The organism is Pseudoalteromonas sp. SG45-1, assembly GCF_014164135.1.
GTDB classification, from domain to species: domain Bacteria; phylum Pseudomonadota; class Gammaproteobacteria; order Enterobacterales; family Alteromonadaceae; genus Pseudoalteromonas; species Pseudoalteromonas distincta.
Genome location: NZ_JACJEP010000008.1, coordinates 59,625 through 82,999, shown reverse-complemented (window position 1 = coordinate 82,999; position 23,375 = coordinate 59,625). Strand labels below are relative to the sequence as shown.

The following is a 23,375-nucleotide window of genomic DNA, read 5'->3' as shown; positions in this document are numbered from 1 at the left end:
GAGAGTGTTATGGATCAAAGTACTGCACAAATTTATAAACGTCTTGTCTCGTATGTTGGCGCATACAAAAGCGTCGCTTTTATCGCAATTGTTGGGATGATAGGCTATTCAGCAATGGATGCTTTATTCATTCAATTAATGAAGCCGTTTATTGATCAAGGTTTAAACCAGCGAAATACAGAAGTTTTAAAGTACGCTCCTTTTGTAGTTATCGCGTTAGTACTGGGGCGTGGTGTTTTTAACTTTATGTCTTCGTACTGTTTAAGTTATGTGGGCTCTCAAGTTGTACGCTCTTTACGCCAAGAGTTATTTGAGCACATATTGCATTTACCCGTTTCTTTTCATGACAAAAACTCTACAGGCGATTTAATTTCAAAAATCACTTTTGATACAGAGCAAGTTCAACAAGCAATTACTAAAGCGTTACTTATTGTTGTACGTGAAGGGGCCTTTGTTGTCTTTTTACTTGGTGTAATGTTTTATACCAGTTGGAAGCTCTCACTTATATTTTTAGTCATCATCCCTCTCGTTGCCATTATTGTAGCGGTTGTATCGAAACGTTTTCGCCATATTTCTAAAAGTATTCAATCAGCTATGGGGCAGGTTACACGTAGCTCTGAACAAATGCTTAGCGGACATAAAGTTATTCATGGATTTGGCGGACAAGACCAAGAAATAAACCATTTCTCAAAGATTAATAATCATAATCGCCAGCAGCGCATTAAAATGGATGCGACAAAAGCTTTAAGTGTATCAATTATTCAAATACTAGCTGCCAGTGCCATGGCTGTTATTTTATGGGCTGTATCTCTTCCATCAATGATTGATACGATTACCTCAGGTGACTTCATGGCATTGATTGCCTCAATGATGATGCTATTGCGACCGCTAAAACAACTCGCCAATGTTAATAGCGATATGCAGCGTGGTATCTCTGCAGCTCAAAGTATATTTTTAGTTTTAGATGAAGAAATGGAAAAAGATACTGGCACCGTTTCAGTCGATAAAGTTAAAGGGGTAATTGAAGTTAAAAATGTAACCTTTAAGTACCCAACAAAAGATGAAGCCGTATTAAACGATTTGTCGCTAACGATTAAAGCGGGTGAAAGTATTGCCTTAGTTGGGCGCTCAGGCTCGGGTAAATCAACAATTTCTAATTTATTACCACGCTACTATGACTTAGAGTTACCGAGTGAAATATTACTTGATGGTATAGCCCTGCAGGATTATAAATTAACAGATTTGCGTCGCCAATTTGCTTTAGTGTCTCAGCAGGTCGTGTTATTTAACGATACGATTGCTAACAATATTTGTTATGGCATAAAGCATGATGTGTCTGAGGAAGAATTAGAGCAAGTTGCTAAACAAGCGCATGTTTGGGAGTTTGTTAAAGACCTGCCAGAGCAATTAAACACCATGGTAGGTGAAAATGGTGTAATGCTCTCCGGCGGTCAACGCCAGCGTATAGCGATAGCACGTGCAATATTAAAAGACGCACCTATTTTGATTTTAGACGAGGCTACATCAGCACTTGATACCGAATCTGAAAAGCTTATTCAGCAAGCATTAGAAACGCTAATGAAAGATAAAACCTCAATTGTTATTGCGCATCGCTTATCTACTATCGAAAACAGTGACCGAATCTATGTTATTGATAATGGTCGTGTAATAGAAAGTGGCGATCACAATAGTTTATTAGCAAATGACGGTACTTATTCAGCCCTTTGCAAAATGCAGTTTGGTGATCAGGCGTGAGTAAAATAGAACAAAGCTGGTATAAACCATTTGGTCTAATTACTTTACTGTTATTACCATTAAGTGCTTTGTTTTGGGTTGTATCGTCATTTCGAAAATACTTATACAGCGCTAAAATACTTAAACCTTTTGAGTGCAAAACGCCTGTAATTGTAGTTGGCAATATAAGTGTTGGCGGTAATGGTAAAACGCCTTTTGTTTTGTGGCTGTATGGTCATTTAACACAGCAAGGTTTATCAGTGGGAATTATTAGTAGAGGATATGGTGGGCAATCAAAAAATTACCCGCTGTTAGTTACTGAGCTTGTAGATGCTCAGCAGGCTGGAGATGAGCCCGTACTTTTATACCATCGTTTAAAGTGCCCAATAGCGGTTGGGCCTAATAGACAACACAATATCGATTTATTAGAAAATAATTATACACTCGATGTTATTATTTCTGATGATGGAATGCAGCATTATAAAATGCCTCGTAGCATTGAGTGTTGTATTGTTGATAATGAGCGTCGTTTTGGTAATGGCTTTGTTATGCCAGCAGGGCCACTTCGTGAAACAACTAAACGTTTGCAAAGTGTCGATATAGTAATTGAAAATGGTGGTGAGGCTAATAATAGCTACACATTACAAGTAAGTAATCTTCGCTTAGTTAACTCAAGCGATTATGCAAAAAGTAACGTAAGTGAAGCACATGCAATAAGTGCAATTGGGAACCCTAAACGGTTTGAAAACTCATTAGAAGCACAAGATATTACGTTATTATCGACTCATCATTTTAGAGATCATTATGCTTATACAGTAGATGATTTTGCCCAATTTGGTGATGATTGCATTATAATGACCGAAAAAGATGCCGTTAAATGTAAGTCCTTTGCAAAGCCTAATTGGTATTATTTACCAGTAGATGCACAACCTACCGATAGCGTAATAAACACATTAAATTCAATATTAAAAGAAAAAGGAATACTCAATGGCCTTTGATACAAAATTACTCGAGATAATTGCGTGCCCTGTTTGTAAGGGAAAATTACGCTTTGATAGAGACAACAACGAACTAATTAGCACAGCAGCTAAGCTTGCTTATCCTGTTCAAGACGATATTCCAGTATTACTTGAAAATGAAGCACGTGAGTTATCTTTAGAAGAGGTTGAAAAGTGGAATTCGTAGTTGTAATTCCTGCTCGTTTTGCATCGACCCGACTACCAGGTAAACCGCTTGCTGATATTTGTGGCAAGCCAATGGTTCAACACGTTTACGAAAAAGCATGTTTATCAGGTGCTAGTAAAGTAGTTATAGCAACCGATCATCAAAAAGTATTTGATGCAGTAAGTATGTTTACTAATGATGTAGTAATGACGCGTGAAGATCACCAGTCGGGTACTGAACGATTAGCTGAAGTGGTTGATTTGCTTAAACTTGATAGCAATACAATTGTGGTTAATGTACAAGGCGATGAGCCATTACTTGCACCAGAAAACGTATCTCAAGTTGCTGCACTATTAAGTGATTCAACAGCACCAATGGCAACGTTAAGTGTTGCTATTGAAGAACGTGATGAAGTATTTAATCCTAATGCCGTTAAAGTGGTTAGCGATATAAATAAAAATGCCCTGTATTTCTCTCGTGCAAGTATACCGTTTGATAGAAATACGATGATGGGTGATAGCACTGCCCTTAATTTAGCCCCGTTTCAACGCCATGTAGGTATTTATGCGTACAGAGCGGGTTTTATTAAACAATACATAGAGCTGAGTGTATCACCACTAGAATTACTTGAATCACTTGAGCAGTTACGTGTTTTGTATCACGGTTATAAAATTAAAATAGAACAAGCTCAAATAGCCCCTCATGCAGGTGTAGATACGCCTGATGACTTAGCTAAAGTGATAGCGCATATTAAAAGTAAAAACGTGTGAGTGAGCAAGTAAGTAAGATATTAAAAGTTGTTTATACACATAACGACTTTTATATTTTAGAAAAGCCAGCGGGTCTTAATTTTCATTCTGAAGAGGGACCCGGCTTTGTTGTTTTAGCCGAACAACAATTATTGCAAAAGCTTTATGCCGTTCATCGTTTAGATAAAGTGACATCAGGGCTGATTATTTTAGCGCGAAACAAATCCGCTGCAGCCGCCTTTACTGTTATGTTTACTGAGCATGCGATTAATAAATTTTATTTAGCGATTAGTGATACTAAACCAAAAAAGAAGCAGGGGTGGATAAAAGGCGATATGGCTAAGTCTCGCCGTGGCTCGTTTAAGTTACTAACGAGTACACTTAACCCTGCAATCACCCGATTCTATTCTCTGAGTTATAAGCCAGGATTTAGAGGGTATATTTTAAAACCTTACTCTGGCAAAACACATCAACTAAGAGTGGCACTAAAAAGTGTGGGCGCAGCTATTTTAGGCGATGCAATGTATTCAGGCGCGCCTTCTAATCGTACCTATTTACATGCATATGCGTTAAGCTTTTTATGGCAAGGTGAACAAATACAGCTAACTTTATTACCCGATAGTGGTGATGAGTATTTGGCGTTAATTAAACATCAAGATTTTCAAGCATGGCAATCGCCATGGCAACTGGATTGGTAAATGAGCGAAAAAGTTACAGATATACGTTTTGGTGGTATTAAACGTTTATATGGTCATCAACAGTTTGATTGGCTTCAAGAAGCACATTTTTGTGTAGTAGGTATTGGTGGTGTAGGAAGCTGGACAGCAGAAGCACTTGCGCGTACTGGTGTTGGTAAAATAACACTTATAGATTTGGATGATATTTGCGCCACTAACGTAAATAGGCAAATTCATGCGTTAACGGGCACTATTGGTCAAGCTAAAGTCGATGCAATGAAAGCGCGCTGCGAGCTTATTAACCCAGAATGCCAAATTAGTGTAATAGATGACTTTATTACGCTTGATAATATTCAAGAGCATATTCAAGGTTTTGATTATGTAATTGATTGTATTGATGCAGTTAAAGAAAAAGCAGCATTAATTGCTCACTGTAAACGTAATAAACTACCTATAATTACAACTGGTGGTGCTGGCGGGCAAACAGATCCTAGCCAAATAACTTTTGGTGATGTAGCTAAAACTACGCAAGACCCATTACTTGCAAAGGTGCGCTATATTTTGCGCAAGCAATATAATTTTAGTAATAATCCTAAACGTAAGTTTAATATTGATTGTGTTTACTCAACAGAGCAATTGCTTTACCCAGGAAGCGGTGGCAGCGTATGTCATGCTAAGCAAAGTGCTGATGGCACAATGAATATGGACTGTAATAATGGTTTTGGCTCTGTGACTATGATCACAGGAAGCTTTGGTTTTTTTGTTGCTGCAAAAGCGGTGCGTAAATATCTAGATAAAAAACAACGCTCACAAGCTTAGTTTTCGTTAACTAAGCTTGTGTTGTGCCATGGTTTGAATTTTTTCAACCATGGCTTTAATACCATTACCACGTGATGCGCTTAAGTGGCTTATAAGGCCGAGCTTTTCAAATTCTTCATACGCATTTTTATTCACTACCTGTTCTGGTGTAAGCCCGTTGTAAAGCGCTAAAATAATGGCTAATAATCCTTTTACTATACGAGTATCAGAGTCACCTATTACAACAAGTGTATTTTCGGTTAAGTCAAATTCAACGAACATCCATACTTTGCTTTCACAGCCTGGTACAAGTGCATCATCAGTTTTCAAAACATCAGCTAAAGCCGGTAACGTTTTTCCTAAAAGCATTATCTCACGATATTTTTGCTGCCAAGCGGTCGCATTTTTTATAGATTCTGTGACTTTTTTAAACGTATTTGTCATGAGTTATCCTAATTAATTCTATTAAACTGGCGTTCAATCTAATAAAGCGATACATTTTTTAAGTGAATCAATGAATATATCTACATCTTTGTAGGTATTATAAAAAGAAAAACTCGCTCTTAACGTTCCATTAAGCCCTAAATGTGTCATTAATGGTTGCGTACAATGGTGTCCACTTCTGACTGCAACCCCATATCCGTCAAGTAAAGTTGCCAAATCATAAGGATGTTCATCTTTAAAATTAAAACAGAGTGTACCAATATTGTCAGATAGGTTGCTGAATATGGTAATGCCATCCACCTTTACCAATTTTTGTGCCGCGTAACTAAACAATTCTTGTTCATATTGCTGTATTTGCACGTGATCTAATTTATTTAAATAGTCTAATGCGGCACCAAAGCCTAAAACTCCAGAAATATTTGGTGTGCCAGTTTCAAATTTTGCAGGCGCAGGGCGATAAGTGCTATGAGTTAAGTAAACTTTATCGATCATTTCACCGCCGGATTGGTAAATATCTAGCGTATTTAGCTCTTCATATTGGCCATAAAGTACACCTAAGCCTGTTGGACCGAGCATTTTATGGCTTGAGCAAACATAAAAGTCACAGTTTAATTCACGTAAATCGGGTTTTAAATGCAGTGCACCTTGGGCTCCGTCCACTAAAACAAGCGAATTCACCTCTTTTGCAGCTACAATTAGTGGCTTTAAATCAGTGATATTACCCAGTGTGTTCGATGCTTGTGTAATAGCTAATAAGGCAGGTTTTGTTTCTTTTATAAATTCACAGCATTGTTGGGTGTTTAGCGTGCCATTACTATTAAGCGGCAGAGAGACTAATTTAGCTCCCGTCTGTTGGCTTACTAGTTGCCAAGGCACTATGTTTGCGTGATGCTCAAGCGGAGATATTATTATGGTATGACTTTCATCTAAACGCTTTTTTAAGCCGTTAGCGACCAAATTTATGGCTTCTGTAGCACCTTTAGTCCATACAATCTCTTTACTTAAGACATTAAAAAACCTTGCAGTTTTATCCCGGACTTGTTCATAAGAATAAGTGGCCTGTTCGCTAAGTGTATGGCGTCCACGGTGTACATTTGCATTTTGAGACGTATAAAACTCAGTAATTGTATCTATAACTGATTGAGGCTTTTGTGAGGTTGCTGCTGAGTCTAAATAAACAAGCGGGCAGCCGTTTATTGTTTGATTTAATGTCGGGAAGTCTTTTCTAATTTTATTTATATCAAACTTTAAAGTAGGCATAGCTCATCTACATAGTGTTTTTAAGGCAGGGATTGTAATCGGTTTATGATAATTCTCAAGTGCTGTTAATAAAAAAGGCCGCAAAATGCGGCCTTTTAAACTAACCAGCGTCAATTAACGCTTGTCAGTTGATACGTAATCACGTTGAGTGTAACCAGTATACATTTGGCGAGGACGGCTGATCTTATGACCAGGTTGAGATAGCATCTCATCCCAGTGAGTGATCCAACCAACAGTACGTGCCATTGCAAAAATTACAGTGAACATGCTTGTTGGAATACCAATCGCTTTTAAGATAATACCAGAGTAGAAATCTACGTTAGGGTATAGTTTCTTCTCTACAAAGTACGGGTCTTCAAGGGCAATTTGCTCAAGCTTCATAGCAATATCAAGAAGTGGATCTTGGATATTTAGCTCAGCTAAAACTTCATGACACGTCTGACGCATTACTGTAGCACGTGGGTCGAAGTTTTTGTAAACGCGGTGACCAAAGCCCATAAGGCGGAATGGGTCAGCTTTGTCTTTAGCTTTAGCAACGTATTCATCAATACGGTCCACAGAGCCAATCTCTTCTAACATGTTTAAACATGCTTCGTTAGCGCCGCCGTGAGCAGGTCCCCATAAAGAAGCAATACCAGCTGCAATACATGCATACGGGTTAGCACCTGATGAACCAGCAAGACGAACTGTTGAAGTCGATGCATTTTGCTCATGATCTGCATGAAGCATAAAGATTTTATCCATAGCTTTAGCAGTTACAGGATTAACTTTATATTCTTCAGCAGGCACAGAGAACATCATGTGTAAGAAGTTTTCTGCGTAGCTTAAATCGTTACGTGGGTATACAAACGGTTGGCCGATGTTTGTTTTATAGGCCATTGCAGCAATAGTTGGTAACTTAGCAACTAGCTTAACTGCACTTGTTTTACGTTGTTCTGCATCAGTAATATCAAGATCTTCATGATAAAAAGATGATAATGCACCCACTACGCCACAAAGCATTGCCATTGGGTGAGCGTCAAAGCGGAAACCTTGGAAAAAGTTAGCAATCTTCTCGTCAAGCATAGTGCTTGTAGTGATTTCATTCTTAAAAACTTCATATTGTTCTTTAGAAGGTAACTCACCATTTAAAAGTAAGTAGCAAAGCTCAATATAGTTAGAATCTTCAGCTAATTGCTCAATTGGGTAACCACGGTGAAGTAGTACACCTTTACCACCATCAATATAGGTGATTGCAGATTCACAAGAACCAGTCGACATGAAACCTGGGTCATAAGTAAAGTGACCATGTGAACCTAACGTACGTACGTCGATTACATCTTGGCCAGCAGTGCCTTGATAAATTGGAAGTTCGATTGGATCTAGTCCATCAATATGGACTGTGGCTTTTTTATCTGCCATCGCTATGTATCTCCTATTAAGATATCTATTCTGATTTTTAGATTTTAAAGTTCTGAAATCTGTTTTAAGCACATCTTCGCATTTTAACGTGAAAGAGGGGGTTAAAGTCAATTTTTATAAACATTATGCATATATGTATAATAAATATTCGGTATTAATTAAATATAATACTATTGGCTAATTCGCAAACATCTCTAAATAAACAAGAATTGTAAAAAGTCCTGTGGGTATATATACTAACGGTGGTTTTAAACCGTATTGTATTTGGGTAAACATATTCTTAACAGCTTAAAATTTACTGTTTTGTGAACTTTAACTATTTTGATACGTTTATTCTTATAGTTCCATCAATAATATTTGGTGGGTTTTTAGAAAAACAAGTAGATGAGCTCCACTGTGAGCAAAGATGGGCAAGTAACTGTGAAAAAGCAAAGACCTGTAAATCTAGATCTAACAACTATATCTATGCCGGCAACGGCTAAAGCTTCAATTTTTCACCGCGTCACCGGTGTTGCATTGTTTTTTGCTTTAACGTTTGTCATTTGGGCTTGGTCTGAGTCTCTCTCTTCAGCTGAAGGTTTTGAATTCGTCAAGGGTCTGTTTAACGGATTCATTGCCAAATTTATAGCTTGGGGCACTGTTTCTGTATTAGGTTATCACCTTATTGGTGGCATCCGTCATATGATTATGGATATGGGACATTGGGAAGAACTTGAATCAGGTAACCTCAGCGCTAAAGTATCAATGGCTCTTGGTGTTGTGTTTGCCGTATTGGCAGGGGTGTGGATATGGTTTTAAATCAAGCAACTCTAAAACGTGATGGTGTACAAGATTTCGTATCTTTACGTACCACGGCATTAATAATCAGCGCGTACGCGATTTTTATTATCGGCTATTTTTTAGCGACGCCAGAAGTCACTTTCGAAGCCTGGACAGGCCTCTTCTCTAACCTAGCAATGAAAGGGTTTACTTTAATTACCCTTATTTGCATTATGGTTCATACCCGCATTGGCCTTTGGCAAGTTCTTACAGACTATGTTAAGTGTTCGAAGTTGCGTGCTGTTTTAGGTTTTGTTTTAAACCTAATGGCCGTTGCTTACGTAGCTATTGGTCTAATCGTATTATGGGGTGTTTAAGTGAAATATTCTGTTCGTGAATTTGACGCCGTAGTAATTGGTGCAGGTGGTGCTGGTATGCGCGCTGCTTTAGCAATTACAGAATCTGGCAAAACGTGTGCATTAATATCTAAAGTATTTCCAACGCGCTCACACACTGTATCTGCTCAAGGTGGTATTACAGTAGCGCTTGGTAATTCACACGAAGACAACTGGGAATGGCATATGTACGATACCGTTAAGGGTTCCGATTTTATCGGTGACCAAGACGCTATTGAATACATGTGTCAAACTGGCCCAGAAGCTATTACTGAATTAGAAAACATGGGACTACCATTTTCTCGTTTTGAAAATGGCCGTGTTTACCAACGTCCTTTCGGTGGTCAATCGAAAAACTTTGGTGGTGAACAAGCCGCACGTACTGCTGCTGCAGCTGACCGTACTGGTCATGCTTTACTTCATCTTCTATATCAACAAAACGTTAAAAACAAAACAAATGTATTCTCTGAGTGGTATGCACTTGACTTAGTTAAAAACGACAATGGCGATGTAGTAGGGTGTACAGCAATTGAGATTGAAACAGGTGAAATCACTTTCTTCAAATCTAAAGCAGTTGTATTAGCCACTGGTGGTGCAGGTCGTATATTCGCATCAACAACAAATGCTCACATTAACACCGGTGACGGTGTTGGTATGGCAACACGCGCTGGTATTTCTATGCAAGACATGGAAATGTGGCAGTTCCACCCAACGGGTATTGCAGGTGCTGGTACGCTAGTAACTGAAGGTTGTCGTGGTGAAGGCGGTTATCTTTTAAATAAAGATGGCGAGCGCTTCATGGAACGTTACGCACCAAATGCAAAAGACTTAGCGTCTCGCGATGTTGTTGCGCGTTCAATGATGACTGAAATCCGTGAAGGTCGTGGTTGTGATGGTCCTTGGGGTCCTCATATCAAGCTGAAACTTGACCATTTAGGTGAAGAAACGCTTAACCTACGTCTTCCTGGCGTATGTGACCTAGCTAAAACTTTCGCTCACGTTGATCCAGCTAAAGAGCCAATTCCAGTAATTCCTACTTGTCATTATATGATGGGTGGTGTTCCTACTAACGTAAATGGACAAGCACTACAAATCGATGCTCAAGGCAACGAAAAAGTAGTTGAAGGTTTATTTGCTGTTGGTGAGATTGCATGTGTATCTGTACACGGTGCAAACCGCCTAGGTGGTAACTCATTACTAGATTTAGTTGTATTTGGCCGTGCTGCTGGTAACTTCTTAGGTAAATACCTTAAAGATGTTGAAGTATCAAAAGCGGCTTCAGAGTCAGATTTAGAAGCGTCTCTTGCACGTTACAACCGTTGGGAAAATTCAACGGCTGGCCAAGGTGAAGATCCAGTTCAAATCAAAAAAGACCTACAGCAATGTATGCAGCTTAACTTCTCGGTATTCCGTGAAGGCGATTCAATGGCTTCAGGTCTTCAAGAACTTAAAGAAATTCGTGAACGTCTGCAACATGCTCGTCTTGATGATAAATCATCAGACTTCAATACGCAGCGTATCGAATGTCTTGAACTAGATAACTTAATGGAAACAGCTTACTCAACTGCAGTAGCTGCAAACTTCCGTACAGAAAGCCGTGGTGCACATTCTCGCTTTGACTACCCAGATCGTGATGACGAAAACTGGTTATGTCACTCAGTATTCAATCCTGTAACGGATGAAATGAGTAAGCGTGATGTAAACTATGCGCCTAAAACGCGTGAAGCTTTCCCACCTAAAGCACGTGTTTACTAGGAGATAGACGATGGCACAAGTACAATTTTCAGTTTATCGTTATAATCCAGATGTTGACAACGCTCCTCGTATGCAAGAATACACCTTGCAAACAGAGGAAGGTCACGACATGATGGTGTTAGATGCACTTATTCTTTTAAAAGAACAAGATCCTACACTATCTTTTCGTCGTTCATGCCGTGAAGGTGTGTGTGGATCTGATGGTGTTAACATGAATGGTAAAAATGGTTTAGCATGTATTACTCCTTTATCTACGCTACAAAAAAATGGCAAAGGTAAAATTGTAGTACGTCCATTACCAGGCTTACCTGTGGTTCGTGACCTTGTTATTGACATGAGTCAGTTCTACACTCAGTACGAAAAAGTTAAACCTTATTTAATTAATGATCAGCCTGCAGCAGGCGAGCGTCTTCAATCTATTGAAGAACGTGATAAATTAGATGGGCTATATGAGTGTATTTTGTGTGCATGTTGTTCGACATCGTGTCCTTCGTTCTGGTGGAATCCAGACAAGTTCATTGGTCCAGCAGGCCTTCTTCACGCTTACCGTTTCTTAGCTGATAGCCGAGATACAGCAACTGAAGAACGTTTAGCGGATTTAGACGATGCGTTCAGTGTGTTCCGTTGCCACAGTATCATGAACTGTGTTAGCGTTTGTCCTAAGGGTCTTAACCCGACTAAAGCAATTGGGCAAATCAAATCTATGTTATTAAACCGAGCGGTTTGATTACTTAGTAAACGTAAGATGGCTAATACAGATTATTAGCCATCTTGTTATGATAACTATTAATTTCTGCGCTAAAGAAAAGGGCTTATAAATGCACGAAGGTGTGATGAAGGCATGGCTAGAATCTTCACATTTAAACGGCGGCAACGTTGCTTATGTAGAAGAGCTTTATGAAGCGTATTTAGACGATGCGACTTCTGTGCCAGATGAATGGCGAGAAGTGTTCGAACAATTACCTAAAGTTGATGGTGTGGATGTTGAAGTAAAACATTCAGAAGTTCGAACGCAGTTTGCACAGCTTGCAAAAAACAAGCATAGAGAAGTAGTGGTAGCAGAGGGTAGTGGCGGTGACCTTAAACAGGTTAAAGTTCTACAACTTATTAATGCTTTCCGTTTTCGTGGACACCAAAATGCAAACCTAGATCCATTAGGTATTTGGCAACGAGAGCGTGTACGAGATTTAGAGCTAGAGTACCACGACTTATCTTCAAGTGATTTTGACCGCGAGTTTAACGTAGGATCGTTTGCTGTAGGCCGCGATACTATGCCTTTAGGTGAACTATACCAAGCACTAAAAACTACATATTGTGGTTCAATTGGCGCTGAGTATATGCACATCACATCAACAGAGGAAAAGCGTTGGTTACAACAGCGTTTAGAATCTGTCCAGTCTAGGCCAAAATTCGAAAAAGACGAAAAGCTGCGTATCCTAAAAGGATTAACTGCTGCTGACGGACTTGAAAAATATTTAGGGGCTAAGTTCCCAGGTGCTAAGCGTTTCTCACTTGAAGGTGGCGATGCGCTAGTTCCAATGTTAAAAGAGCTTATTCACCGCGCAGGTGAAAGCGGCCAACAAGAAGCTGTTATTGGTATGGCTCACCGTGGTCGTTTAAATGTTCTTGTAAATGTACTTGGTAAAAATCCATCAGAATTATTTGATGAGTTTGCTGGTAAACATAAAGAAACATTAAGTTCTGGCGATGTTAAATACCACATGGGTTATTCATCTGACTTTGCTACTAAAGGTGGCAATGTTCATATGGCGCTTGCGTTTAACCCGTCTCATCTTGAAATTGTAAATCCAGTTGTTATGGGCTCAGTACGTGCTCGTCTTGATCGCTTAGGTGACAGTTCTGGTATTAAAGCTTTACCAATTACAATTCATGGTGATTCTGCGGTTACAGGCCAAGGTGTTGTACAAGAAACGTTTAACTTATCACAAACTAACGCGTTTAGTTGTGGTGGTAGTATTCGTATTGTTGTAAATAACCAAGTTGGTTTTACTACATCAAAACAAGACGATGTACGCTCTACAGATTACTGTACTGACATTGCTAAAATGGTTCAGTCACCTATCTTCCATGTTAACTCTGATGACCCTGAAGCAGTTGCATTTGTTACTCAAATTGCACTTGATTTCAGAAACCAGTTTAAACGTGACGTAGTAATCGATTTAGTATGTTACCGTCGCCATGGTCACAATGAAGCTGATGAGCCTAATGCAACTCAGCCTGTTATGTACCAAAAAATTAAAAAGCACCCAGTTCCACGCTTAATTTACGCAGATCAACTTATAGCTGAAGGCTCTTTTTCTGAACAAGAAATAAAAGCACTTGCTGATGAGTACCGTAATGCATTAGACGAAGGCAACTGTGTTGTTTCAGAAATACAACCAGAGACATCGCATTCTTCAGATTGGGCAAAGTATGTTGGCCATGAATGGGATGTTGATTACGATGCCAGCGTACCTGTTGAAGAGCTCAAAGCACTCGGTGAGAAAATCGCTTCTTACCCAGAGCAATATAAAGCACAGTCACGCGTTAAAAAGATCTATGACGACCGTAAACTAATGGCTTCTGGTGAGAAACCTCTAGATTGGGGTATGGCAGAAACACTTGCTTATGCAACAATTGCAACTGAAGGCACTGACATTCGTTTAACTGGTCAGGATTCTGGGCGTGGTACATTCTTCCATCGTCATGCTGTTGTTCACAGTCAATCAGACGGCGCTACTTATACACCTCTACAGCACTTAAGCGAAGATCAAGGTACTTTTGAAGTATTTGACTCTGTTTTATCTGAAGAAGCTGTTGTTGCTTTTGAATACGGTTATGCAACTGCAGAGCCTACTTCATTAGTACTTTGGGAAGCACAGTTTGGTGATTTCGCCAACGGTGCACAAGTTGTATTTGACCAGTTCCTAAGTTCTGGTGAGCAAAAATGGGGCCGTTTATGTGGTCTTACAATTTTGTTACCACATGGCTACGAAGGACAAGGTCCAGAACATAGTTCAGCTCGTTTAGAGCGTTTCCTACAACTATGTGCTGATCACAACATGCAAGTATGTGTTCCATCTACTCCTGCACAAGTTTACGCTATGCTTCGTCGTCAATCAGTTCGACCACTACGTCGTCCGTTGATTGTTATGACGCCTAAGTCGTTGCTTCGTCATCCTCTTGCAACTTCATCGCTTGAAGAGCTATCGCATGGTGTTTTCCATAATATGATCGACGAAGTTGATGATATTAACCCTGAGAAAGTTGAACGCGTTGTATTTTGTAGTGGTAAAGTTTATTACGAACTATTACAAGAGCGTCGTAAGCTAGAGCAAGATAATATTGCTATTGTTCGTGTTGAGCAGTTATATCCGTTCCCACATGACGAAATGCAAACAATTATGGAGCGTTACCAACACGTAACTGATTTTGTATGGTGTCAAGAAGAGCCACAAAACCAAGGTGCATGGTATTGTTCACAACATCACTTTATTGATGCAATCCCACAAGGTGCTAAATTAAAATATGCAGGACGTAAAGCGTCTGCATCACCAGCGTGTGGTTACATGTCAGTACATACTAAAGAACAACAAGCGCTCGTTGCCGACGCGCTTACTATAGAAAATAAAGGATAAGCAATGAGCACAGAAATTAAAGTTCCTGTTCTTCCTGAGTCGGTTGCAGATGCTACCGTTGCTACATGGCATGTAAGTGTTGGCGACAAAGTAACTCGCGATCAAAACTTAGTAGACATTGAAACAGATAAAGTGGTTTTAGAAGTTGTTGCACAGCATGACGGTGTAATTACAGAAATATCACAAGAAGAAGGTGCAACCGTACTTGGCGATCAAGTTATGGGTTTACTTGGTGATGCTGATGCAGCGCCAGCAAGTGAAGGTTCATCTAAAGAAGAATCAGCACCAGCTAAATCAGAAGACGCGCCAGCGGCGCAATCAGCACCAGCATCAGAAGGTAAAGAAGTGGACATTAAAGTACCTGTACTTCCAGAATCAGTTGCAGACGCAACAATTGCTACATGGCATGTACAACCAGGTGACGCAGTAACACGCGACCAAAACTTGGTAGATATTGAAACAGATAAAGTTGTTCTTGAAGTAGTAGCTCAAGAAGATGGCATCATGGGTGATATCATTCACAACGAAGGCGATACTGTACTAGGCGAGCAAGTAATTGGTTCGGTTAAAGCAGGCGGTGCACCAGCGGCTCCAGCTGCAAAAGCAGACGAAACGCCAGCAGCAGATTCTAGCGAAAGTTCAGATGTGTTAACACCATCAGTTCGTCGTTTAATTGCTGAGAAAGGCTTAGACGCTTCTAAAATTAACGGCACGGGTAAAAATGGCCGCGTAACTAAAGAAGACGTTGATACGTTCTTAAAAGCACCAGCGCCAGCGGCTAAAAAAGCAGAAGCTTCTGCTCCTGCAGCACCGATGGGCGATCGTACTCAAAAACGTGTTCCTATGACTCGCTTGCGTAAAACTATTGCTACACGTCTTCTTGAAGCTAAAAATTCAACTGCAATGTTAACAACATTCAACGAAGTGAACATGGAACCAATCATGAGCCTTCGTAAGCAGTACCAAGAAGTATTTGAAAAGCGTCATGGCATTCGTTTAGGTTTCATGTCTTTCTACGTGAAAGCGGTAACTGAAGCACTTAAACGCTTCCCAGATGTTAATGCATCAATTGATGGTGACGATATTGTTTACCATAACTATTTTGATATCAGCATTGCAGTATCTACTCCACGTGGTTTAGTTACTCCAGTACTTAAAGATTGTGACAAACTATCTGTTGCTGAAATCGAAAAGGGTATTCGCGAATTAGCACTTAAAGGTCGTGATGGTAAGCTAACGCTTGCAGATATGACCGGTGGTAATTTCACTATTACTAATGGCGGCGTATTTGGTTCATTACTATCTACACCTATCATTAACTTGCCACAGTCTTCAATTTTGGGTATGCATAAAATCCAAGACCGTCCGATGGCTGTAAATGGTAAAGTAGAAATACTTCCTATGATGTATTTAGCTCTTTCTTATGACCACCGTATCATTGATGGTAAAGAATCAGTTGGTTTCTTAGTGACTATTAAAGAGTTACTTGAAGATCCAACTCGCTTATTGCTAGATGTTTAATCTAGTTGTATGAAATGTAAGCTGTGAATGAACATTCACAGCTTTTTTTTTGCGCCTTTGGTCTTACTGGGGTTTTCATGTTAAGCCTTGGGATCTATACTAGGTGCGCAATTTGGGATAGTTGTTTATTTGAAAAAATATTCAGCTCTTTTAGTATAAAAAATTGGATAAAGCATCATGAATTTGCATGAGTATCAGGCAAAACAACTTTTTGCCGAATATGGTTTACCAGTTTCTCAGGGTTTCGCTTGCGATACACCTGAAGAAGCTGCAGCAGCTGCTGAAAAAATCGGCGGTGATATGTGGGTTGTTAAAACTCAGGTTCACGCAGGTGGACGTGGTAAAGCTGGCGGTGTAAAGCTAGTAAAAACTATCGACGAAGTAAAAGCGTTTGCAGCTAACTGGTTGGGTAAAAACCTAGTTACTTACCAAACAGACGAGAAAGGTCAGCCAGTAGCTAAAATTTTAGTTGAAAGCTGTACTGACATTGCTAACGAATTGTACCTAGGTGCAGTAGTTGACCGTGCATCTCGCAAAGTAGTTTTCATGGCGTCTACTGAAGGCGGCGTTGAAATTGAAACTGTTGCAGAAGAAACACCAGAGCTTATCCACAAAGCTGAAATTGATCCATTAGTGGGTCCTCAAGCTTACCAAGCACGTGAACTAGGCTTTAAATTGGGTCTTAACCCAGTACAAATGAAGCAGTTTGTTAAGATCTTTATGGGTCTTGGTAACATGTTTACTGATTTTGATTTCGCACTACTTGAGATCAACCCGTTAGTAATTACAGACGAAGGTAACCTTCACTGTCTTGACGGAAAAATCGGTATTGATGGTAATGCACTTTACCGTCAACCTAAAATCCGTGAGTTCCACGATCCATCTCAAGAAGATGCACGTGAAGCACACGCAGCAAGCTTCGAGCTTAACTACGTTGCGCTAGATGGCAATGTTGGTTGTATGGTTAACGGTGCAGGCCTAGCAATGGGTACTATGGACATCGTAAACCTACACGGCGGCAAACCGGCTAACTTCCTAGATGTTGGCGGCGGCGCGACTAAAGAACGTGTTTCTGAAGCATTCAAAATCATCCTTTCTGACGATAATGTTAAAGCTGTTTTAGTAAACATCTTTGGCGGTATTGTACGTTGTGACATGATTGCTGAAGGTATCATTGGCGCAGTTAAAGAAGTTGGCGTAAATGTACCTGTAGTTGTACGTTTAGAAGGTACTAATGCTGAATTAGGTCGTGAAGTTCTTAAGAACTCAGGTCTAGATATCATTGCTGCTGAATCACTAACAGACGCTGCTGAGAAAGTTGTTGCTGCTGCGGAGGGCAAATAATGTCTGTATTAATCAATAAAGATACAAAAGTTATCTGTCAAGGTTTCACTGGTGGCCAAGGTACTTTCCACTCAGAGCAAGCGCTTGAGTACGGTACACAAATGGTTGGTGGTGTAAGCCCAGGTAAAGGCGGTCAAACGCACCTTGGTCTTCCTGTATTCAACACAGTTCGTGATGCTGTTCAAGAAACTGGCGCAACTGCTTCAGTTATCTACGTACCAGCTCCTTTCTGTAAAGATGCAATCTTAGAAGCTATCGATGCTGGCATCGAGCTGATTGTTTGTATCACTGAAGGTATCCCTACGCTTGATATGGTTGACGTTAAAGTTAAACTAGATCAAACAGGTACTCGTATGATCGGTCCTAACTGTCCAGGTGTTATTACTCCTGGTGAGACTAAGATTGGTATCATGCCTGGTCACATCCATAAACCTGGTAAAGTAGGTATTGTTTCTCGCTCTGGTACTTTAACGTACGAAGCGGTTAAGCAAACTACTGATGCTGGTTTTGGTCAGTCTACGTGTGTTGGTATTGGTGGTGATCCAATCCCAGGTACTAACTTTATCGACGTTCTAGAAATGTTCGAAAAAGATCCACAAACTGAAGCAATCGTAATGATTGGTGAAATTGGTGGTACTGCAGAAGAAGAAGCTGCAGAGTACATCAAAGCTAACGTAACTAAACCTGTAGTATCTTACATTGCTGGTGTTACTGCACCAGAAGGTAAGCGTATGGGTCACGCTGGCGCAATCATCGCAGGCGGTAAAGGTACTGCTGATGAGAAATTTGCTGCATTAGAAGCTGCGGGCGTAAAAACTGTACGTTCACTTGCTGAAATCGGTAAAGCACTTAAAGAGAAAACAGGCTGGTAATTGCTTGTTTCCTCTGAAAAGGCCCGCTTATGCGGGCCTTTTTGTTATTGAGGTAAATTTAGAACGGATAACTAATATGCTGAAAAAAGCGTACAGACAAATCTTGTCGTTGCTTATTTATGGCCAGCTCGTTACATAATGCATGAATTGTTTTCTCTACTTGGTTCATAAAGCGGCCATAACCAATTTCATGTTTATCCTGCTGCGTTGCGACAATAACAAAATGTAGTGTTTCTACTAATTTTGTTGTTTCATAAAAATACTTAATTTGATTTTCATTTGATTCAACATCAAAACTCAACTTTTGTAACTCTGTATTACCTTCATTTTTATCTATTTTACTGTTTCGGACAATGGGTATTGCGCCATTAGCTACCATTGCACCGTGTGTTAGTTTGTTTTGTTCACATGCGCGTTTAAAACTATCTGCAAAGTAATCATAAAACTTTTCCACATCGTTATTGTTCACCATTGTTTGAAACTGTGTTTTGATGGCCCGAGAAACCGCAATGGTAAATGTTGCGTAAGTCATTTCAGCATAGTCACTAGGAATATTACATTGCCTTGATTGATAACGAGGGTAGAGGCTTCTGAGTTTATATCCATAACTCTCTTTATTTCCCTTATCTTTAGCAAATAAATCGTAAGTTAGATGTTGGTGATCGCGAAGTTTAAATTGGGGCTGATTTATAAATAACTGTTCTTGGAGTAAGTTTAATACTTTTTGCACTCTATTGTGAAACAAAGCTGAGTTTGCACGTAAGTCTTCACCCGTGGCTAAAAACAAGAAACGTATTTTCTTACTTTTTATATCTGGTGAGTAATAAATTTTATGTGCCTCGTGATAACGAGGGTTATAAAAAAACAACATCTGCTTGTCGGTTTCTAGTTGATATGACTCATCATGAAAGCGTACAACCGGTAGTTTATCGTTTGCTAATAAATGTACATTATGCAGTTCATACTCATCACAACATGCAAATAATTGACGCGCAATACGCTCGTAGCAACAGTTTATAGTGCTAAAGCTATTATAAAATGCTTCGTTGGGTATTATTTCAGCCAATAAATAGTGGTTAGCGCGTGCATTAGTTGGAATATATACACGGTGTTGATTAAGTGTCGCCATCTTAGAATCCTTATAAAGTAGGTTATTTAGCTACTATAATTGGCTTTGATGACCTAAATGTTGCGTTAAAACAAATTTTATTCATAAACAATTGAACAAGTGGATTAAAGTTAATCAATATCTAAAATAAACCTTAATCTATTGCTGTATGTTAGTGTATGTTTTTGTAATAATGCATTAGTTTTGTTATTACGTAATATTTAGAGGATCACACTCCTATGGCGGAAATTGAGAATCGCCCAAGTAACTTTATTAGAACCCGAATTGATGAAGACTTAGCAAGTGGCAAACATGCGACAACGCATACACGTTTTCCACCTGAGCCAAATGGTTTTTTACATATTGGCCATGCCAAATCAATTTGTTTGAATTTTGGTATCGCAAAAGACTACAACGGTTTATGTAACCTACGTTTTGACGATACAAACCCTGAAAAAGAAGACATTAACTACGTTAACTCTATTAAAGAGGATGTACAGTGGTTAGGCTTTAATTGGGATGGCGACATAAAGTATTCTTCTAACTATTTTGATACTTTATATGGTTACGCAGTAGAGCTTATTGAAAAAGGCTTAGCGTACGTTTGTTTTTTAACTGCAGACGAAGCACGACAGTACCGTGGTACATTAAAAGAGCCAGGTAAAAACAGTCCTTATAGAGATACTTCAGTTGAAGAAAACCTAGCGTTATTTGAAAAAATGCGCGCTGGCGAATTCAAAGAAGGTGAATGTGTACTGCGTGCTAAAATTGATATGGCAAGCTCATTTATGGTGCTTCGCGATCCAATTATTTACCGTGTACGTTTTGCTCATCATCACCAAACAGCTGACAAGTGGTGCATTTACCCAATGTATGACTTCACTCATTGTATTTCTGATGCGCTTGAAGGTATTACACATTCATTATGTACATTAGAGTTTCAAGATAACCGTCGTTTATACGACTGGGTACTTGATAACATTAGTTTAGAGTGTCACCCGCAACAAATTGAGTTTTCGCGCTTAAATCTTGAATACACTATTATGTCAAAGCGTAAGCTAAATGATTTAGTAGTAAATAACTATGTAGAAGGGTGGGATGACCCTCGTATGCCTACTATTGCAGGTTTACGTCGTCGTGGTTATACACCAGGTTCAATTCGTGAATTTTGTTTGCGTATTGGTGTAACAAAACAAGAGAATATGGTTGAAATGGGCATGCTTGAAGCCTGTATCCGTGAAGACTTAAACGAAAATGCACCACGTGCAATGGCTGTACTCGATCCTGTTAAAATCGTTATTGAAAACTACGATGCAGATAAAGTTGAAACTTTATCAGTGGCTAATCACCCAAATAAAGAAGAAATGGGGCGTCGTGATGTTCCATTTACTCGTGAAATCTATATTGAACGAGAAGACTTTAAAGAAGAAGCGAATAACAAATTCAAACGTTTAGTACTTGATAAAGAAGTACGCTTACGTGGTGCTTATGTTATTAAAGCGCAGCGTGTTGAAAAAGACGAAAATGGCGAAATCACAACTATCTTCTGTACTTACGACAGCGAAACACTTGGTAAAAACCCAAGTGATGGTCGTAAAGTAAAAGGTGTTATTCATTGGGTTTCAGCACCAGAGTCTATTACTGCAGAAGTTCGTTTATACGACCGTTTGTTTAGCGTACCAAATCCAGCAGCTGCAGAGGAATTTGAAACTACGCTAAACCCGGAGTCACTGGTTGTTTTACCTAATGCTAAATTAGAACCATCGCTTGCTAACTCGCAAGCAGATCAGGGCTTTCAGTTTGAGCGTACAGGTTATTTCTCTCGTGATTCTAAATCAGAGAACGTTGTATTTAATCAAACCGTGGGTCTTCGCGATTCATGGTCTAAAACTCAATAAGTAATACTTAAAATATACCCAGGATTTACTGGGTATATTCAATATTATCGTCTTTTAGGCACAAAAAAACCTGCACTTAGCAGGTTTTTTTATTGCGTTTAAAAGCGATATTAGCTGTTAGCGTCGCTAAACTCTTTACACGCTGCTTTATCATTACACTCACCGTATAAATACAAAGAATGATTTGTAAGAGTAATACCATTTTCTTCAGCAATTTCAAGTTGACGACGTTCAATCATCTCATCTTCAAACTCTACCACTTTGCCACATTTCAAACATACTAAATGATCGTGGTGAGTGCTTCCAGAAAGTTCAAATACTGATTTTCCGCCTTCAAAGTGATGACGGCTTACAATACCCGCATCATCAAATTGGTTAAGTACGCGGTATACAGTTGCAAGACCAATTTCTTCACCTAGATCCAAAAGAATTTTGTAAACATCTTCAGCACTGATGTGTTGGTTATCTGGAGATTGTAAAATCTCTAATATTTTAATACGCGGTAAAGTTACTTTTAAACCGGCTTTTTTAAGTTCCAAGTTATGATCAGTCATTAAATCTGTCTCAATTTTATTTGGTTATACTAGACATCTTGCAAAGATGTACACGACACATTAGCAACAAACAGGATAACGTGCCTAAGCGTTAAGTGCAAAGAACAATTGATATATATTGCCACTAAAGCTTAAAACGCTAACTGTTTGATAATTATTTAAACAGCTAGCGATATATGCAGTAAATTAGTCAGCTAATTCACTTAAACACATTTCTTCATATACTTGAGCAGACCATGCTTTAACACGTTGTTCTGTAAGCTCTGGTTGACGGTCTTCGTCGATACCCAAACCTACAAAGTGCTTATCATCAGCCATACCTTTAGACGCTTCAAAGTCATAGCTTTCACTTGGCCAATGGCCCACAACAATAGCGCCACGTTCAGTAACAATATCGTTGATCATGCCCATTGCATCTAAAAAGTACTCAGCGTAATCTTCTTGGTCACCACAACCAAAAATAGCAACAAGTTTACCTTCAAAGTCTACTTCCTCAAGTTCTGGAAAAAAGTCATCCCAGTCACATTGAGCTTCACCGTAGTACCAAGTAGGGATACCGAATAAGATTAAATCAAATTCAGCAATCTCTTCTTTAGAGCTTTTTGCAATATCATGAACAGCCACTAGCTTTTTACCCAATTCTTTTTGGATCATTTTTGCTACGTGTTCTGTGTTACCTGTGTCACTTCCGAAAAAAATGCCTACACTTGCCATGGATTTAAAACCTTTTATGTATCAATAGCCAATCTTTCTTGTAAAATCGTTTCAATCAGCGCACTGCGGCTAATATTTTGTGCATCTGCCATATCACTCAATGCTTGATATAACTGCGATGAAACTTTAAATTCAACACGCTTTAAACCACGTGCTTTATCTCTTTTTATTTGATTACGTTTATTTACCTTTAACTGCATATCCCGAGAAAGGGGATTGGTTTTAGGTCTGCCTGGGCGTTTTTCGTATTCAAATAAATCGAGTGTAGTTCTATCTGTTTCTGACTTCGCCATGCTTAACCTACACCTGCGCCTTGCCAAAATACTTGAATAAGCCCTTTAGCAATAAAGCCTGAACAACCTAAAAAGAGCACGCCCCAAACAATGTATTGTCCGAACTTTGGCACATTGCCACTTTTTAGTACGTCTTTAATTGCCATGCCGATGAATATGAAAATACCGGCTAAGCCAAAATACAACCCTAGGGTATCAAATTCGTTAATTAACTGACTGACCATCAACGTATAACCTTTAAATTAAACGGCGCGTACTATAGCATATAAATATTCATATATTTAGTGCGCTGAATCA

At 39.3% G+C, this 23,375-nt stretch carries 23 protein-coding genes; 15 read left to right on the top strand and 8 right to left on the bottom strand.

Annotated features, from left to right (window positions below; all coding sequences use genetic code 11):
* Positions 1 to 9 precede the first annotated feature (9 nt).
* Genes msbA through tcdA form a run of 6 tightly spaced genes read left to right on the top strand, consistent with a single transcriptional unit; the run spans position 10 to position 5,143 of the window.
* Positions 10 to 1,755 carry a lipid A export permease/ATP-binding protein MsbA gene (gene msbA, locus H5117_RS09335; RefSeq protein WP_182715531.1) on the top strand — a complete coding sequence of 582 codons (1,746 nt, stop codon included), beginning with the start codon at positions 10 to 12 and terminating at the stop codon, positions 1,753 to 1,755.
* Positions 1,752 to 2,732 (top strand): tetraacyldisaccharide 4'-kinase, encoded by a 981-nt coding sequence (lpxK, locus tag H5117_RS09330; protein WP_182694183.1) that lies wholly within the window; start codon positions 1,752 to 1,754, stop codon positions 2,730 to 2,732. Before msbA ends, lpxK begins: the two co-directional genes overlap by 4 nt.
* On the top strand, positions 2,722 to 2,919 hold the full coding sequence (locus tag H5117_RS09325) for a Trm112 family protein (protein ID WP_182681254.1): 198 nt from the start codon (positions 2,722 to 2,724) through the stop codon (positions 2,917 to 2,919). Before lpxK ends, H5117_RS09325 begins: the two co-directional genes overlap by 11 nt.
* Positions 2,907 to 3,668, top strand: coding sequence for a 3-deoxy-manno-octulosonate cytidylyltransferase (kdsB, locus tag H5117_RS09320; protein WP_002961791.1), 762 nt, complete (start codon positions 2,907 to 2,909; stop codon positions 3,666 to 3,668). The genes H5117_RS09325 and kdsB overlap by 13 nt, the downstream gene beginning before the upstream one ends.
* Positions 3,665 to 4,345 (top strand): TIGR01621 family pseudouridine synthase, encoded by a 681-nt coding sequence (locus H5117_RS09315; protein WP_182737380.1) that lies wholly within the window; start codon positions 3,665 to 3,667, stop codon positions 4,343 to 4,345. Before kdsB ends, H5117_RS09315 begins: the two co-directional genes overlap by 4 nt.
* Positions 4,346 to 5,143: a tRNA cyclic N6-threonylcarbamoyladenosine(37) synthase TcdA gene (gene tcdA, locus H5117_RS09310; protein WP_182737378.1), complete on the top strand. Its 798-nt coding sequence runs from the start codon at positions 4,346 to 4,348 to the stop codon at positions 5,141 to 5,143.
* Between the two features lie 6 nt (positions 5,144 to 5,149).
* Here tcdA and H5117_RS09305 read toward each other — a convergent pair whose 3' ends face one another.
* The 3 genes from H5117_RS09305 to H5117_RS09295 all read right to left on the bottom strand — a co-directional run bounded on the left by H5117_RS09305 (position 5,150) and on the right by H5117_RS09295 (position 8,227).
* Positions 5,150 to 5,566 carry a SufE family protein gene (locus H5117_RS09305; protein WP_182671593.1) on the bottom strand — a complete coding sequence of 139 codons (417 nt, stop codon included), beginning with the start codon at positions 5,564 to 5,566 and terminating at the stop codon, positions 5,150 to 5,152.
* A gap of 33 nt (positions 5,567 to 5,599) precedes the next feature.
* A complete protein-coding gene (locus tag H5117_RS09300) occupies positions 5,600 to 6,826 on the bottom strand; it encodes a SufS family cysteine desulfurase (RefSeq protein ID WP_182737376.1) in 1,227 nt (408 codons plus the stop codon).
* Positions 6,827 to 6,940: 114 nt separating this feature from the next.
* Positions 6,941 to 8,227 (bottom strand): citrate synthase, encoded by a 1,287-nt coding sequence (locus H5117_RS09295; protein WP_002961796.1) that lies wholly within the window; start codon positions 8,225 to 8,227, stop codon positions 6,941 to 6,943.
* Between the two features lie 420 nt (positions 8,228 to 8,647).
* On the opposite strand from H5117_RS09295, the gene sdhC reads away from it, so the two are divergent.
* The 8 genes from sdhC to sucD all read left to right on the top strand — a co-directional run bounded on the left by sdhC (position 8,648) and on the right by sucD (position 18,511).
* Positions 8,648 to 9,025: a succinate dehydrogenase, cytochrome b556 subunit gene (sdhC, locus tag H5117_RS09290; protein ID WP_122975019.1), complete on the top strand. Its 378-nt coding sequence runs from the start codon at positions 8,648 to 8,650 to the stop codon at positions 9,023 to 9,025.
* Positions 9,016 to 9,363, top strand: a complete 348-nt coding sequence (gene sdhD, locus H5117_RS09285; protein ID WP_002961798.1) for a succinate dehydrogenase, hydrophobic membrane anchor protein — start codon at positions 9,016 to 9,018, stop codon at positions 9,361 to 9,363. The genes sdhC and sdhD overlap by 10 nt, the downstream gene beginning before the upstream one ends.
* The gene (gene sdhA, locus H5117_RS09280) at positions 9,364 to 11,136 is read left to right on the top strand and encodes a succinate dehydrogenase flavoprotein subunit (RefSeq protein ID WP_002961801.1); all 1,773 of its coding nucleotides are present in this window, start codon (positions 9,364 to 9,366) and stop codon (positions 11,134 to 11,136) included. It abuts the gene before it with no gap.
* Between the two features lie 10 nt (positions 11,137 to 11,146).
* Positions 11,147 to 11,863 carry a succinate dehydrogenase iron-sulfur subunit gene (locus tag H5117_RS09275; RefSeq protein ID WP_002961804.1) on the top strand — a complete coding sequence of 239 codons (717 nt, stop codon included), beginning with the start codon at positions 11,147 to 11,149 and terminating at the stop codon, positions 11,861 to 11,863.
* Positions 11,864 to 11,954: 91 nt separating this feature from the next.
* Positions 11,955 to 14,774: a 2-oxoglutarate dehydrogenase E1 component gene (sucA, locus tag H5117_RS09270; protein ID WP_033021680.1), complete on the top strand. Its 2,820-nt coding sequence runs from the start codon at positions 11,955 to 11,957 to the stop codon at positions 14,772 to 14,774.
* Between the two features lie 3 nt (positions 14,775 to 14,777).
* Positions 14,778 to 16,295: a 2-oxoglutarate dehydrogenase complex dihydrolipoyllysine-residue succinyltransferase gene (odhB, locus tag H5117_RS09265; protein WP_039487977.1), complete on the top strand. Its 1,518-nt coding sequence runs from the start codon at positions 14,778 to 14,780 to the stop codon at positions 16,293 to 16,295.
* Positions 16,296 to 16,472: 177 nt separating this feature from the next.
* Positions 16,473 to 17,639 carry an ADP-forming succinate--CoA ligase subunit beta gene (gene sucC / locus H5117_RS09260; protein ID WP_002961809.1) on the top strand — a complete coding sequence of 389 codons (1,167 nt, stop codon included), beginning with the start codon at positions 16,473 to 16,475 and terminating at the stop codon, positions 17,637 to 17,639.
* Complete coding sequence (gene sucD, locus H5117_RS09255) at positions 17,639 to 18,511, top strand: succinate--CoA ligase subunit alpha (RefSeq protein WP_002961811.1); 873 nt, start codon at positions 17,639 to 17,641, stop codon at positions 18,509 to 18,511. Before sucC ends, sucD begins: the two co-directional genes overlap by 1 nt.
* A gap of 58 nt (positions 18,512 to 18,569) precedes the next feature.
* Here the strand turns inward: sucD and H5117_RS09250 are convergent, their stop codons facing one another.
* Entirely contained in the window at positions 18,570 to 19,640 is a 1,071-nt protein-coding gene (locus H5117_RS09250; protein WP_182737373.1) for a DUF3083 family protein, read from the bottom strand.
* A 218-nt stretch (positions 19,641 to 19,858) separates the two neighbouring features.
* Here H5117_RS09250 and glnS point away from each other — a divergent pair, with 218 nt between their 5' ends.
* Positions 19,859 to 21,517 carry a glutamine--tRNA ligase gene (gene glnS, locus H5117_RS09245; protein WP_182737371.1) on the top strand — a complete coding sequence of 553 codons (1,659 nt, stop codon included), beginning with the start codon at positions 19,859 to 19,861 and terminating at the stop codon, positions 21,515 to 21,517.
* A gap of 110 nt (positions 21,518 to 21,627) precedes the next feature.
* Here the strand turns inward: glnS and fur are convergent, their stop codons facing one another.
* The 4 genes from fur to H5117_RS09225 all read right to left on the bottom strand — a co-directional run bounded on the left by fur (position 21,628) and on the right by H5117_RS09225 (position 23,302).
* Positions 21,628 to 22,071 carry a ferric iron uptake transcriptional regulator gene (gene fur, locus H5117_RS09240; RefSeq protein ID WP_182737368.1) on the bottom strand — a complete coding sequence of 148 codons (444 nt, stop codon included), beginning with the start codon at positions 22,069 to 22,071 and terminating at the stop codon, positions 21,628 to 21,630.
* A gap of 186 nt (positions 22,072 to 22,257) precedes the next feature.
* Entirely contained in the window at positions 22,258 to 22,785 is a 528-nt protein-coding gene (gene fldA / locus H5117_RS09235; protein WP_007586856.1) for a flavodoxin FldA, read from the bottom strand.
* A 14-nt stretch (positions 22,786 to 22,799) separates the two neighbouring features.
* Positions 22,800 to 23,078 (bottom strand): LexA regulated protein, encoded by a 279-nt coding sequence (gene ybfE, locus H5117_RS09230; RefSeq protein ID WP_002962928.1) that lies wholly within the window; start codon positions 23,076 to 23,078, stop codon positions 22,800 to 22,802.
* Positions 23,079 to 23,080: 2 nt separating this feature from the next.
* Positions 23,081 to 23,302 carry a DUF2788 domain-containing protein gene (locus H5117_RS09225; RefSeq protein ID WP_002962930.1) on the bottom strand — a complete coding sequence of 74 codons (222 nt, stop codon included), beginning with the start codon at positions 23,300 to 23,302 and terminating at the stop codon, positions 23,081 to 23,083.
* Positions 23,303 to 23,375 lie beyond the last annotated feature (73 nt).

Coding starts and splice junctions, on each gene's coding strand:
- msbA (WP_182715531.1), top strand. CDS start 10: ATGGATCAAAGTACTGCACAAATTTATAAACGTCTTGTCTCGTATGTT.
- H5117_RS09325 (WP_182681254.1), top strand. CDS start 2,722: ATGGCCTTTGATACAAAATTACTCGAGATAATTGCGTGCCCTGTTTGT.
- tcdA (WP_182737378.1), top strand. CDS start 4,346: ATGAGCGAAAAAGTTACAGATATACGTTTTGGTGGTATTAAACGTTTA.
- H5117_RS09305 (WP_182671593.1), bottom strand. CDS start 5,566: ATGACAAATACGTTTAAAAAAGTCACAGAATCTATAAAAAATGCGACC.
- H5117_RS09300 (WP_182737376.1), bottom strand. CDS start 6,826: ATGCCTACTTTAAAGTTTGATATAAATAAAATTAGAAAAGACTTCCCG.
- H5117_RS09295 (WP_002961796.1), bottom strand. CDS start 8,227: ATGGCAGATAAAAAAGCCACAGTCCATATTGATGGACTAGATCCAATC.
- sdhD (WP_002961798.1), top strand. CDS start 9,016: ATGGTTTTAAATCAAGCAACTCTAAAACGTGATGGTGTACAAGATTTC.
- H5117_RS09275 (WP_002961804.1), top strand. CDS start 11,147: ATGGCACAAGTACAATTTTCAGTTTATCGTTATAATCCAGATGTTGAC.
- sucA (WP_033021680.1), top strand. CDS start 11,955: ATGCACGAAGGTGTGATGAAGGCATGGCTAGAATCTTCACATTTAAAC.
- odhB (WP_039487977.1), top strand. CDS start 14,778: ATGAGCACAGAAATTAAAGTTCCTGTTCTTCCTGAGTCGGTTGCAGAT.
- sucC (WP_002961809.1), top strand. CDS start 16,473: ATGAATTTGCATGAGTATCAGGCAAAACAACTTTTTGCCGAATATGGT.
- sucD (WP_002961811.1), top strand. CDS start 17,639: ATGTCTGTATTAATCAATAAAGATACAAAAGTTATCTGTCAAGGTTTC.
- H5117_RS09250 (WP_182737373.1), bottom strand. CDS start 19,640: ATGGCGACACTTAATCAACACCGTGTATATATTCCAACTAATGCACGC.
- glnS (WP_182737371.1), top strand. CDS start 19,859: ATGGCGGAAATTGAGAATCGCCCAAGTAACTTTATTAGAACCCGAATT.
- fur (WP_182737368.1), bottom strand. CDS start 22,071: ATGACTGATCATAACTTGGAACTTAAAAAAGCCGGTTTAAAAGTAACT.
- fldA (WP_007586856.1), bottom strand. CDS start 22,785: ATGGCAAGTGTAGGCATTTTTTTCGGAAGTGACACAGGTAACACAGAA.
- ybfE (WP_002962928.1), bottom strand. CDS start 23,078: ATGGCGAAGTCAGAAACAGATAGAACTACACTCGATTTATTTGAATAC.
- H5117_RS09225 (WP_002962930.1), bottom strand. CDS start 23,302: ATGGTCAGTCAGTTAATTAACGAATTTGATACCCTAGGGTTGTATTTT.